At 43.5% G+C, this 13,074-nt stretch carries 11 protein-coding genes, 1 tRNA gene and 1 other annotated feature; of the genes, 4 read left to right on the forward strand and 8 right to left on the reverse strand.

Features of this window, described 5'->3' with window-relative positions; translation table 11 throughout:
• Positions 1 to 25: 25 nt before the first annotated feature.
• Complete coding sequence (locus tag ACSAJE_RS09685) at positions 26 to 613, reverse strand: NADH peroxidase (protein WP_458008944.1); 588 nt, start codon at positions 611 to 613, stop codon at positions 26 to 28.
• Positions 614 to 831: 218 nt separating this feature from the next.
• Entirely contained in the window at positions 832 to 1,227 is a 396-nt protein-coding gene (locus ACSAJE_RS09690) for a Fur family transcriptional regulator (RefSeq protein WP_458008945.1), read from the reverse strand.
• Positions 1,228 to 1,441: 214 nt separating this feature from the next.
• On the opposite strand from ACSAJE_RS09690, the gene ACSAJE_RS09695 reads away from it, so the two are divergent.
• Positions 1,442 to 2,722 carry a chloride channel protein gene (locus tag ACSAJE_RS09695; RefSeq protein ID WP_458008946.1) on the forward strand — a complete coding sequence of 427 codons (1,281 nt, stop codon included), beginning with the start codon at positions 1,442 to 1,444 and terminating at the stop codon, positions 2,720 to 2,722.
• 330 nt (positions 2,723 to 3,052) lie between these two features.
• Here the strand turns inward: ACSAJE_RS09695 and ACSAJE_RS09700 are convergent, their stop codons facing one another.
• Genes ACSAJE_RS09700 through ACSAJE_RS09710 form a run of 3 tightly spaced genes read right to left on the reverse strand, consistent with a single transcriptional unit; the run spans position 3,053 to position 6,015 of the window.
• Positions 3,053 to 4,378 (reverse strand): MATE family efflux transporter, encoded by a 1,326-nt coding sequence (locus ACSAJE_RS09700; protein WP_458010065.1) that lies wholly within the window; start codon positions 4,376 to 4,378, stop codon positions 3,053 to 3,055.
• A gap of 22 nt (positions 4,379 to 4,400) precedes the next feature.
• Positions 4,401 to 5,741, reverse strand: a complete 1,341-nt coding sequence (locus tag ACSAJE_RS09705; protein WP_458008947.1) for an MATE family efflux transporter — start codon at positions 5,739 to 5,741, stop codon at positions 4,401 to 4,403.
• Positions 5,728 to 6,015: a nitroreductase family protein gene (locus ACSAJE_RS09710; RefSeq protein WP_458008948.1), complete on the reverse strand. Its 288-nt coding sequence runs from the start codon at positions 6,013 to 6,015 to the stop codon at positions 5,728 to 5,730. Before ACSAJE_RS09710 ends, ACSAJE_RS09705 begins: the two co-directional genes overlap by 14 nt.
• Before the next feature lie 254 nt (positions 6,016 to 6,269).
• Positions 6,270 to 6,410 (forward strand) — a sequence feature (ribosomal protein L10 leader region).
• A 100-nt stretch (positions 6,411 to 6,510) separates the two neighbouring features.
• On the opposite strand from ACSAJE_RS09710, the gene rplJ reads away from it, so the two are divergent.
• From rplJ to ACSAJE_RS09725, 3 genes are all read left to right on the forward strand, one after another.
• Positions 6,511 to 7,011, forward strand: a complete 501-nt coding sequence (gene rplJ, locus ACSAJE_RS09715; RefSeq protein ID WP_118506589.1) for a 50S ribosomal protein L10 — start codon at positions 6,511 to 6,513, stop codon at positions 7,009 to 7,011.
• Between the two features lie 104 nt (positions 7,012 to 7,115).
• Positions 7,116 to 7,481 carry a 50S ribosomal protein L7/L12 gene (gene rplL / locus ACSAJE_RS09720; RefSeq protein ID WP_182434089.1) on the forward strand — a complete coding sequence of 122 codons (366 nt, stop codon included), beginning with the start codon at positions 7,116 to 7,118 and terminating at the stop codon, positions 7,479 to 7,481.
• 1,036 nt (positions 7,482 to 8,517) lie between these two features.
• Positions 8,518 to 9,273 carry an SDR family NAD(P)-dependent oxidoreductase gene (locus tag ACSAJE_RS09725; RefSeq protein WP_118506590.1) on the forward strand — a complete coding sequence of 252 codons (756 nt, stop codon included), beginning with the start codon at positions 8,518 to 8,520 and terminating at the stop codon, positions 9,271 to 9,273.
• A 120-nt stretch (positions 9,274 to 9,393) separates the two neighbouring features.
• Here the strand turns inward: ACSAJE_RS09725 and ACSAJE_RS09730 are convergent.
• From ACSAJE_RS09730 to ACSAJE_RS09740, 3 genes are all read right to left on the reverse strand, one after another.
• A tRNA-Lys gene (locus ACSAJE_RS09730) sits at positions 9,394 to 9,466 on the reverse strand.
• Between the two features lie 134 nt (positions 9,467 to 9,600).
• Positions 9,601 to 10,491: a hypothetical protein gene (locus ACSAJE_RS09735; protein WP_458008949.1), complete on the reverse strand. Its 891-nt coding sequence runs from the start codon at positions 10,489 to 10,491 to the stop codon at positions 9,601 to 9,603.
• Entirely contained in the window at positions 10,488 to 13,058 is a 2,571-nt protein-coding gene (locus ACSAJE_RS09740; protein WP_458008950.1) for a sensor histidine kinase, read from the reverse strand. The genes ACSAJE_RS09735 and ACSAJE_RS09740 overlap by 4 nt, the downstream gene beginning before the upstream one ends.
• Positions 13,059 to 13,074 lie beyond the last annotated feature (16 nt).

A 13,074-nucleotide genomic window follows, 5' to 3' on the forward strand; every position in this document is an offset into this window, starting at 1 on the left:
TTCAACGGTTATTTTTCAGATTGCATTAACCGAAATATCTCTCAAGCAATCCCTTAAGAGCCTTACCGTGTCTAGCCTCGTCACGAGCCATTTCATGCACGGTATCATGGATCGCATCCAAGTTATTTTTCTTAGCGCAAGTAGCAAGATCAACTTTACCTGCTGTTGCACCGAACTCGCAATCAACTCTCCAAGCGAGATTCTTCTTGGTGGAAGCTGTCATGTTGCTTTCCAGATCGGATCCTAACATCTCTGCAAATTTAGCTGCGTGCTCAGCCTCTTCGTAAGCTGCCTTTTCCCAATAAAGTCCGATTTCCGGATAGCCCTCGCGATGTGCGATGCGTGCCATGCAAAGATACATACCAACCTCGGAGCACTCACCATCGAAGTTTGCTTTCAACTGATCGAAGATGAATTTCTTGTCTTCATCGCTGATATCAGGATTATTCTTAACGGTTTTGTCATAGATTCCGAACTCATGCTCTGCAGCAAGTGTAAGCTCGCCCTCTACTTTCTTGAACTTGTCTGTGCCAACGTGGCAAACCGGACACTCTTCCGGAGCCTGATCTCCCTCATAAATATAACCACATACTGTACAAACCCATTTTGCCATAATTGTAATCTCCTTTTCTTTGTAATTGTTGTTTAAGATATCCAAAGGTTTCGCTTGCTATGCATTCCTTTGTCATCTCAAGTTATTTGTTGTTAAATACTATCTAAGAATTTCTTAAATAGTAATGATTATCATTTACAAGACTCATTATATCATCTGATCTGATAATGTCAACAGTTTTTTGAAAAAAATTATCAAAAACTTTTCTGGACCATGTTTTACGGCATTTTAGCCTGTGCGCAGTCTGGGCAAAGCCCGGTAAAATAAATCGTATGTCCCTCGATGATGCCGTCAAATCCTGCATTGGCAATCACGTCAATATGATTGATGCCGTCCATTTCCAGGTCTAAAACATGGTGGCACTTGCGGCAGAAGAAATGGTTGTGAGGCATAACATTGCCGTCGAAGTGGTCGTTGCCATCTCCCATGTCTAAGCGAAGTGCTTCGCCGTGATCTACGAGAAAATTCAGATTGCGATAAACGGTTCCAAGACTGATGTTTGGAAAGTCGCTCTGCAACTGCTTGTAGACGGCTTCTGCGGTAGGGTGTGATGTTGTTGAGAGCAGATATGCTTTGATAGCATCTCGCTGTTTGCTATGCCGAACACGTTGCATAAGCACACCTCCTTAAATAGTAATCATTATTGATATTATAAAAATAATATTAGAAAAAGTCAATACAAAATCGGTTTTAGACTTGGCAAAACATCAAAAATACAGATATAATAGAAAAGTGTGTGCAAATGAAAGAAGCATAATACCAAAGGTTTGAAAGTACGGGGGGTGTCCGGCTGTAACATTCCGGACCGGGAGAATATGGAGGATGAGAATGAATTCGATATCACGACAAATGGCGATGGTGAAATTTTACGTTCGCCGAATATATCATAATCTAAAAGTATTTGCCAAATGGGCTGTATTTTCGTCAATCACAGGATTGGTCGTCGGTGCATTCAGCACATTGTTTGCGGAATGTTTGAAATTGGTGACGCAGTTTCGGACAGCAAACCCATGGATGATCCTGCTATTACCGCTTGTTGGTATTGTTATTGTATTTTTGTATCATATTTTTCATTATAAAAATGATAAAGGAACAAATATGGTACTTTCCACAATTCATGCGGAAACGGAGCTGCCGTTCAAAATGGCACCGCTTATCTTTATTTCTACGACCCTGACACACTTGTTTGGCGGCTCGGCAGGGCGCGAAGGTGCAGCTTTGCAGTTGGGCGGAAGTATCGGTAATCAGCTTGGCCGCTGGTTTCGCTTTGATGAAAAGGATCGCCGCATTGTTGTTATGTGTGGTATGAGTGCTGCGTTTTCGGCTATTTTTGGGACTCCGATCGCTGCCGTGGTCTTTGCGATGGAGGTTGTCAGCGTAGGTGTTATGTATTATGCAGCGTTGGTTCCCTGCGTTTTTGCGTCGCTGATTGCGTCAAAGTTTGCAAGACATATGGGGATTGGACCGGATACATTTCTTATAAAGAAGATACCGGATTTTTTGATTGTGCCAAGCATAAAAGTAATCCTGCTCGCTGTTTGCTGTGCGGCGGTAAGTGTGATCTTTTGTGTGACGCTGCATTCGTTGGGAGATTTTTATCGGGATAAGCTCAAAAATCCATATATAAGGATCGTGGTTTCCAGCTTGGTGATCGTGGCGTTGACGATAGTGTTACATACTACAGATTATATGGGGGCGGGCGTGCCGATCATAGAGAGGGCGATTGCCGGACATGTCGTTCCGCTTGCTTTTGTGTGGAAAATCATTTTTACAGCGTTGACGTTGGAGGCGGGATTCAAGGGAGGCGAGATCGTGCCATCTTTTTGCGTCGGTGCGGCGTTTGGCTGCTTGTTTGGACAGTTGATTGGATTATCGCCGTCGCTTTGCGCTGCGCTTGGTATGGTGTCTGTATTTTGTGGAGTGACCAACTGCCCGATCACGTCGCTATTGATCGCTTTCGAGCTCTTTGGATATCATGGGATTCCGTTTTTTATGATCGCGATCAGTGTCAGCTATTTGCTTTCCGGGTATTACGGGTTGTATCACGACCAAACGATCGTGTATTCCAAATATAAGACGGAGTACATTAACCGCAAGGCGCGCGATTAGTAATGGACTCAAGCTTCCCATACCGGAAGTGTTGGTTGAACCGCCTATTGCTTATTATGTCAAAGAATACTAAAGATTTTGCAGCCGCAATATAGCGGTTTCTGCCGACAGTGAACTATAGTAATTGCCTTGCCGCATTCACAGAGGATATTCAGCATTCTCTGGCGACCGGTATGAATGCCCATGTTTCAAAACCTGTTGAGGTGAAGGTGCTGGAAAAGACGATCAGTAGCATAAAATCCGGCGGGGGGCACCGAATCGCAGCCGTATGATTTTTCCGATGGCGGCACAAAGCAACGTTAATTTTACTGTTGACTGGCTCAGCCAGCTTTATGCTATTGCCTTGTGGTAAACATAAATAGAAATGATTGCTGTAATCGTTTCTGTGATCCAAAACGCATTCCAGACGCCAACCGCTCCGAAAAGCCTGCTGAGTAAAAACGCAGTTGGGATGATAATCACAACATACCGGCAAAGTGAAATCAGTAATGAAGGAGTGCCTTTTCCAAGTCCCTCCAGTGCGCCGGAAGATGTAACGGAAACCGCCGAGACGATAAAACCGGCGCCGATGATACGCAGGGCTGTTTCCCCGGTCTGGATTGTCGCTTCTGTGTGGGTAAACAGCCCCATAAGCTGGCCGGGAATTAGCAGACATATCACAGTCCCAAGCACCATAATGATACCGCTCATGCACAAGACGATTTTATAAATCTGGCTGACTCTTTTGTTCTCCCCCGCACCGTAGTTATAGCCGATCAAGGGGCGCATCCCCTGAACAATGCCATTAGTCGGAAGATAGATGAATGTCTGCAATTTGTAATAGATTCCCAAAACCAGAATATACACTTCGGAATATGCCGCCAAAATAGCATTGAGCGCCGAAATTAAAAGAGATGGGAGCGCAAGATTCAAGGTTGCGGGAATGCCGATGGAGTACAGCTTTATTACCGTCTTTTTGCTGAGCAAAATGTACTGTCTGCGGATATGCACGCGAATTGGCCGCACAAAATAAACGACTAGATAAATCGCAAGCGTCAAGGTCTGCCCGATGCCGGTTGCCAGCGCGGCGCCTTCGATTCCCATTTCAGGGAATGGACCATAGCCAAAAATTAGAACGGGGTCTAAGACAATGTTTGTTATACACCCACACATCAAGCTGAGCATGGTTGTTTTCATATTTCCTACAGCTTGGAATAGTTTCTCGAATGTAACACCAACAATGATAATCAATGTAAAAGCGAACGCAATAACAGAATAGTGGACGCCAAGTTCAATCACTGTCTTGGATGAAGTGAACATTCCTAAAAAAGCCGGCATCATTGTAATACAGCAGACTGTCATAACAACGCCGTGAATTATGGCAAGCACAAGTCCCTGCGTGGCAGCTTGATCTGCTTTTTTGTTATCTCCAGCGCCTAGATAGAAGGCGATCACTGCGTTGATTCCAACGCCAAATCCAATTCCAACGGCATTGATAAAATTTTGAACCGGGTAAACCAATGATAATGCCGTCATAGCTTCCTCGTTGATCTGCGCGACGAAAAAGCTGTCGATAATGTTGTATAGAGAATTAACCAGCATGGATAAAACCATAGGCAGGGTCATGGATAAAATCAGCGGCAATACCGGTTTTTCTTTCATAAAAGTATCGTTCATCATTTCTCCTCCTTGGAACATGTTATAAGATATTTTTGTGGCGATGCCATGCCATTATTACGAGAGCAATGAGCATAGTGGCGGTTTCCGCAACAGGAAATGCAAGCCAGATTCCGTTCAGTTGAAATAATTTGTCCAGACACCATAAGGCAGGAACAAGGAAAAGCAGTTGTCTGCATAATTGAATCGCTATGCTGGAACCTACTTTTTCTGTCGCCTGAAAATAGGTGGAAATCATGGTAGAGAGACCGCAAAACAGATAGCTTGCCGCCATAATTCGCATAGCGGATATTCCAAAGGAGCGCATGGCTTCCGACGCTGTAAATAATTTTAAAAGCTGCGCCGGAAAGAAGTTGACGGTCAATGTTCCCAGTATCATCATACCGGAGACCAAAGCGGTTCCGTATTGGAAAGCGGAGTGCAGCCTATCTCTGTTTCCCGCACTGTAGTTAAATCGCATAATGGGCAAACAGCCCTGAATCAAGCCGTTTACTGTCATAACGATCAGCTGCTGCACCTTAAAATACGCACCGAAGAATGCAATCGCCGTATCGGAATACGCCACCAGAAACAGATTGACGAATGTCACCATAAACGAACTGAGGGCATTCATAATGAAAGATGGTAAGCCAAGGGCGAATATACGGGCAATCATCCACTTTTGTATATGAAATTCTTTGATCTTTATCCGCACTTTTTGCTTTTTGCCCAACAGCAAGGCAAATGCCAAAATCATGGATAACAAATAGCCCGCAACAGTAGCCACTGCAGCGCCACGGATTCCCATAGCTGGAAAAACACCAATACCAAAAATTAGGAGTGGGTCAAATATAAAATTAACGACCACTCCTGCAATCTGGAACCACATAGGAGCAACCATGTTCCCGGTAGCCTGTATCATCTTCTGGATTGCGATATGCACCATGTTGGGAATTTGCATGAACGAACATACGCTCATATAGGCAAGACTCAACTGATAAATTTCTTCGTTATTGGTGAATGCCCTAAAGTAGGGTTTCATAATCAGTAATGACAGAAGATTGAGCAAAGCACCAATTCCAAAGGCCAGTAACAATCCATGTGTGACGGTAGTATTTGCCTCATTCTGCTTTCTCTGTCCAAGATACCCAGCAATCAGTACATTCACGCCAACGCCGATCCAGATAGATGTCGCATTCATCAAAGTTGTAATGGGAAACGACAGGGAAACCGCCGTCAAAGCATTTTCACTCAGCCGCGCTACAAACGCGCTGTCTATCAGATTATAGGAATATTGCAGAAACATGGAAATGAGCGGCGGTATCGACATTTGCCAGATGAGTTTTCCAACGGGCGCAACCGCCATTTTGTTATTGGTCTGCATGCTTTCCACCTTCTCCACAAATTGTCCGAACAATATAGTTTTGTTTGCGTGCTGCGTGCTGACCGGCTTCTTGGACCGGATAGCCCAATGCAATCTCCCGCCTATATTTGGAGCCTGTAATTGCAATGATGGTTGGAGATTGATGTCCTCCGTCGGTAGGAGCGTAAGTCCCTGCTTCCAGTACAGCGTCCACAGCCTTGGAAGGGACAGGTTCCGATTTATAAGCCCGTACACTATGTCGCGTCTTGATAAGAGACAAAAAAATTTTTTCCATACAGATATAGTCCTCCATTCTGCTAATACTTCCGAGATACAGGCAACAAAAAAGCCACACAACTATCACAAGATAGCTGTGTGGCAAAAAGATGATCGAATCCGGAAAAGTCCACTAAAATTTTGCGTTTGCTATTATAGCGAACTTGAAGGAGACTGTCAAGCATCAATCATTACGGAATTGTGGCTAAAAAGGGAAAATAGAAAAATGCTTGACAATTGCGAAATTGTGTGCTAATGTAGTAAAGGTTTTGCGAAAAGTAAAACTCACTGCCGTAGACAGTAGGTGCGGATTTCCGCGTAAGTCTGATTATAGCCGCCTACCGAGGAAGATGAAGTATCTGATATGATAATTTTACTCCTCTCTCTACGTAGAGAGGTTTTTTTTATTAGAACTTTTGCGTGCAGTGCAGGGATCTTGCCAGAGCCGGTTATCGGCAGATCTGAGATGATCCCATAAAATAATGGGGCACACCCATAGAAAGGAGATACACTCATGGCAAAAGTAGAGTTGAAACAGCCTATCGTTGATGAGATTAAGGCTAAGATTGATGGTGCTGCAACTGTTGTTCTCGTTGATTATCGTGGACTTACAGTAGAGCAGGACACAAAGCTTCGTAAAGGACTTAGAGAGGCAGGATGCGAGTACAAAGTTTACAAGAACACACTGATGAAGCGTGCTTTCGAGGGAACAGATTTCGCACAGTTGGACAACCTTTTGGATGGACCTTCTGCAATCGCTATTTCTAAGGAAGATGCAACAGCTCCGATCCGCGTATTAAATAACGTAGCAAAAGAGGCTGAGGCATTAGAGTTCAAAGGTGCTGTTGTAGAGGGTACACTTTATGACATTGATGGCATCAAGTCTTTGGCAAGCATTCCTTCCAGAGAAGAACTTATTTCCAAGTTGCTTGGTTCCTTACAGTCCCCTATCACCAATCTTGCTCGTGTTCTTAATCAGATCGCTGAGAAGGGTGACGGTGCTGCAGAGGCATAATTCATGCAATGCAGATGACGCATTGTGCGTCGCAATTTTATGAAACAACGAACCAATTGGTTCACAAAATTACGATTATTACAAATTTTATGGAGGTAAACGAAATGACTACACAGGAATTTATTGATGCTATCAAAGGCATGACTGTTTTAGAGTTAAATGATTTAGTAAAGGCTTGCGAGGAGGAGTTTGGTGTATCCGCAGCAGCAGGCGTTGTTGTTGCAGCAGCAGGTGCTGGCGCTGATGCAGGTGCTGAGAAGGACGAGTTCGACGTTGAGTTGACAGAGGTTGGTCCTAACAAGGTTAAGGTTATCAAGGTTGTCCGTGAAGTAACTGGTCTTGGCTTGAAAGAAGCTAAGGAAGTTGTTGATGGCGCTCCTAAGGTTGTTAAAGAAGGCGCTTCTAAGGATGAGGCTGAGGACATCAAGACTAAGCTTGAGGCTGAGGGTGCTAAGGTTACTCTTAAATAATTTAATGTTGATTCACATCCCGAATTATCGGGAAAAGGATAAACGAATGATGGAAAACGGATCATGCAAATGGTCCGTTTTTTCTCTATACAGGAACATTGACATCTCTGTATAATGTGTCTGAATCAAAACAGTATTTGCATAGAATGTCTGCAATGAAGGGCTATTTGCCTTTTCGGTGTCTGCAGGCACAGCTGCAATGCTTGCTGGCGGTCATCAGGAGAAAGTTAACTTCATCCCATGATTTTTTCATTGCAACGATGCGGCGGTTAAAACCCTGACAGCAGCAAAAACGTCGGGAAATCCATTGTTTTAGACACATTGTAGATACATCTCCTTCCTTATTTGCAAAGTTTGATCCGAAAAAGTTTATATGGTTTACTCAAACTTCCCATACCGGAAGTTATTGTACAACTACATATTGCTTATTATGTCAGCAATAAATGAACTATTTTGCAGCCAATATATTAAATTGTTCTGTCATCAGAGAACTAAGATAATTGCCGAAGAACGCAGAGTTTTTACGTGATTCCTTATTTTGTTAAGTCTCTGATGAATACATGCCTGAAGGATTGTCTGAGATGTCCCGGTTTAGCAAGGTATCATCCATTTTTGGACGGGACGCTTTCGCTACACTGCGCTACGCCACGTTACTTAATGTCTCTGAAACACGAGACATAAGTAACGACGAGCGCAAAGTCCCTTTCAAAAATGATGATTACCTTGCTTCCGGGACTTCAAGTTTCCGAAAGGCATGTAAATCAATCATCAGAGACAACAAAATTTAGAAATCACTAAAAACGAAAATGCGGCAAGGCAATTACTATAGTTCTCTGGTGGCAGAAATCGCTCTTTGGTGGCTGCAAAATGCTATATAGTCATTGACATAATAAGCAATATGTGGCTGCGAAGAATTTGAGGTATGGGAGGTTGGAGTGGTTTACTATAATATATGCTTTTGGATGGAGGATGTGTTAATATAGGCGAATAATATTATCCCGTGTGATATGTGTGAACAGGAAAGGAAGGACGTGCCATGAAGAAAACAGTATTGATCACAGGTGCTACCGGAGGGATCGGTTTAGCGTTTACAAAGTTATTAGCGAAGAAAGAATATCGTTTGTTGCTGGTATCTTCCAGTGAGAAGCGTTTGCAGCACTTGAAAGAGTTATTGCTGCGTGTAAAGCCCAATTTAGCAGTGGAGATATACGCAGAGGATCTTGCGGTGCAGGGAGCGGCAGGACGATTGTATGATCGGATCGGTAAAGACGGCTGGCAGGTTGATGTGCTGATCAATAACGCAGGCTTTGGTATGGTAGGTGCCGCGCATACGCTGGATATGGAAAAAGAGGAACAGATGCTTCAATTGCTCGTGGTAACGCCGACGCAGTTGTGTAAATGCTGTCTGCGTGACATGTACAAACGTGGTTCGGGAAAAATATTGAACGTAGCATCCGTAGGTGCATTTCAACCGGGACCGTATACGGCGTCTTATTATGCTTCGAAGAGTTATCTTTACCAATATAGTCAGGCGATCCGCTTGGAAGCAAAAAAACAGGGTGTTCAGGTGTGTACGCTGTGTCCTGGTTCTACACGAACACATTTCTTTGAAAAAACAGGAGCTAAGACGCCAATTTGGGCAATGTCGCCGGAGCGCGTTGCAAAAGAGGCGTGGGAAGGATTAAATGCGGATAAGGCAGTTGTGGTTCCGGGGATGATAAATCGGCTGCTGCGTCTTGTGCCGGCACAGATCAAAGCTTACGGCGTGGCGCTGCTAAAGAAACATACCTAAAAGGACACTATTAAAATCGAAAGAAAATGGTAGCCATAGTGCTATAAAAGAAATCTGCCTAAAAAGAGCAACAAAAAAAGCCCCTACCCAACAGTCCGTGCTGTCAAATTGGGACTTTCATGCGCGATCAGGGGTTCGAACCCTGGACACCCTGATTAAGAGTCAGGTGCTCTGCCAACTGAGCTAATCGCGCAAAACGTATTGTTTTACAACGAAATATATTATAGCAAAGCAACCTGCGAAATGCAAGCGTTTTTTGAAAAAAATTACAAAAAACTAAAAAACATAAAAATACGTAATGAAAAGTCTTTATAAACAATCACCGATTCAAAATTGTTTGTCATAGTTTTTGCCCACATAATAAGTCAATACAGCATCTTTCGCGCGATACCATTCTTTAAGGATGGTTTTGCTTCCGCAGAACAGATCAAAGGATTGCAGCTCTTTGGTGTCATATACCTTTTTGGGTCTGATCGTCGTCAGATTTTTCTCTTTGGAAAGGCGCAGACCGGTATCGAACAGTGTTCCGTAATCCAGACAGTAGTAAGTGCCGTTTTTGGCACCATGTGAGCGCAGAGTGTTTAGTGTGCCTGGTCCAGCCGGATCGCCGTAAACTAAGAGATAACATTCATTCTTGCGCAGCAAAGGTGTAATGTTGCTGCTTTTATAGACGGCAGAAACGGAAGTCGCATCCAAACAGGGACTGTCGAAAGTATAAGCATTGATCGTATTGCCGACTTGCAAAGGATGCGTCGACTTGATGTTCTTTAACAGTTTTAACTTATACGTTGCAAAGAGAGAATTGTATTTCACATCTTCGGTCACCTGAAAAATACCGACGTTTTTGTATTCGTCATATAAATGCTTGATGTTCTTTTTGCGCTGTGCCGCCCGAATACTTTTGAGCCAATTGATGGATGTCTCGTCTTTATCGAGCAGCATATCACGCTTGAGAAACTGCACTTTTGAGATGGAACGAGCGCCGTATCGTGCTGTGTAGGAAGCAACAGGAGCTTTGGGAGTGGAGAGTTTTTCACTCAAAAGCTTTTGCGAGTACAGCAATGCTGCCCCCACACAAAATAATGCAAGTGCGATGAGGGTTATGGAAAACCAATAGTTTTTCTTGTTTTTCTTAAGGTTTTCTTTGCTCATAGCCGATTCTGATTTATGACTTCCTGTATTTCTGCGAACTGTTTTTAATCTGCTTTCTATACTCAATTGTATTCCTCCTCTATGGCCAATGGAAATGTAACGATCACTTTGAACAGATCGCCGTCAACGTGCAATGCGAGAGTACCATTCATTAACTCGGCCAGATTTTTAGCAATGGACAAGCCAAGCCCATTACCTTGTGTGCTGCGAGAACTGTCACCGCGTACGAAACGCTCCAGTAATGCATCGGTGCTCTGTTCCAGAGGGTATTGCGATGTGTTGCGGAAAGTGATCTGTGCACATTGGTCGACTGTGGCGAGATCGATATAAACACGGGTGCCGGGTTGTGAATATTTACATATATTACCCATTAAATTATCGAATATGCGCCAGAGATGTCGACTGTCTGCGGTAATGACAAGGTCCGGCAGATCTGCGTTATCGACGTTCGGATCGATCATAGGGGTACTTTGCTGTTTGCGAAGGATCAATTCTAAACCTGCCTGAGTTAGTTTGTCGGTAAATTCACCGGCAGTTTGTGCCAGCAGTATATTTAAGTTGCAAGGTTCCGGGCAAACGGTTAGATTGCCGGTGGATGCTTTGGAGGCCTCGATCAGGTTCTCGATCAGCTTTTTTAGCTTGCCGGATTGACGATCAAGGACATCTAAGTATTGCGCCTTTTCTTCCTCCGACAGATTATCCGCTTTTAACAAGTCTACATAATTTATAATAGAAGTTAAAGGTGTTTTTATGTCATGTGACACATTTGTGATCAATTCTGTTCGAAAACGTTCGCTTTTCATCTTGTCCTGCACTGCTATTTGGATGCCGTCCTGCAGTCGATTCAGTGTTTCGGCGTGGCGGCGGAAAGGTCCAAACAATTTTGAGGTGTCCAATTTGGTGGACAGAGCATCTTCGGCGAGACTGCGGCTCGCATCTGTCAGTTTGGTAAATTGTTCCACACAGAATAGAAGAAACAATGCTTCTGCAACTTTGTAAATAGCAAAGGCAATAATTTCAAGATCCGTATTCATGTCGGTTATGCCGATCACAAACAGTTCGATCAGCGTGAGTACGATCCATACGACGCCAATCCTCACTGCTAAATGTATATGTGTGCCGATAAACTCTGACGCCCATTTCAAGTTGTGGGTCAGATTGGATTTAATACGACGTAACAGCTGCATAACGCCGTGGCATACTGTGTATTTGCGGAACGTTTTGGTACCAAGCCGTTCACCCAGATTAACGAAAACAGAGCTTAACAGGAAGAAGAAGAGCACTATTCCGCCAACGGCGAGAAGCAGATTTCCGCTCATTAATAATTTCTTGGACTGTAGTGTGCGCAGCAATAAGAAACTTATAAAGTAGACAACCCAAGCCGATATAAAGGTCATACTACTGAGATAGACCAATAAGGGAATGCGTGTCGTGAAGGAAGGTTTCCCGGATGACTTTAGCAGTATTGTCTGGTGGCAGCACTGGTATAATGCACCAAGTAAAGCAATCAATAATAATGCCGTTACCAAAGGAATGGCATAGCAGATCGGATACAATGTATTGACGAGCTTGGTCGTATAGGCAAAAAGGTCGTGTTTTGAAGTGTCTACAGGAGTAGAAACTTTGGAACTGATGGAATAGAAGTGTGTTTCGTCCGTGGTCTGTATGCTATAGTATACGGTTGCGTGAACCATTTGTAATGGAATCCGTCTGCCGTTTTGTGTGACGGTCTTTGGATGGTTGTAGGCACCCAGATAATAAATGGCGGCATCTGATTTTGATAAAAACTCAGATGCAGGAAACTGACTTTCCTCGGAACCCCAATAGACCACAGGATCGGTAAGCTGCCAAGAGGCTGCCATACGATCGCTTTTGATATCATGCATTTCAATATCTTTGGTATAATAAGGAATATCATCTAATATGATGCGAACGGGATTCACGTCATGGATATAATTACGTATATTCAAGTTCTCATAGCTTTTGTCTACACAGACGTAACAGCTCCGGCGCTTGGAATATTTAAAGGTCAATGAACTTCTGGCACTTGCTACTCCTTTAGCCTTAACCACAGCGAAGGCGGTTGGAATTTCGACGGTCCTGACCGGAAAATAGTATTGTGATTTGGTTCGATAGTACAACAGTCCATTGGTAGTGCATTGAATCTGGTCTATCGTTGTAGAGTGTTTTCGGTATAGATCGACATCTGTTCCGTCATAATCTGTGGTAATGTTGTTTTGCAGGATCGTAGCAAGATTTGGATCCGGCACAGATCGTGTTGCCTTTGTGTCGGTAAATGTAGTGTGATACAGATGTGCAGACGATGGCTGAGCATCAATTTCCGTATTCCATACATCGAATACGCTGTATTTGAAGTTGGTGATCTTTTTTTTGTTGACAACGGCATCCGCATCTTTCTTTTTATTGATCTCGCTCATGATGGTAGCTTCGTAATATTTCGTCAACAGATCGTACTTGTTGTTCAAGATTTCTTTCTTGGACTGGTCTTTATACATTCCAAGTTGATAGCATAATAGCGACAATAAAATACCAAGGATCAGACCGGTACCGGTGATCATCGCAATGGCAATAGCACCGATCTGCCGTTTTTGGATTTGGTGATTTGTTTTCATATACTCCTCCAATCTG

The organism is Jutongia sp. SJQ-6, assembly GCF_054161275.1.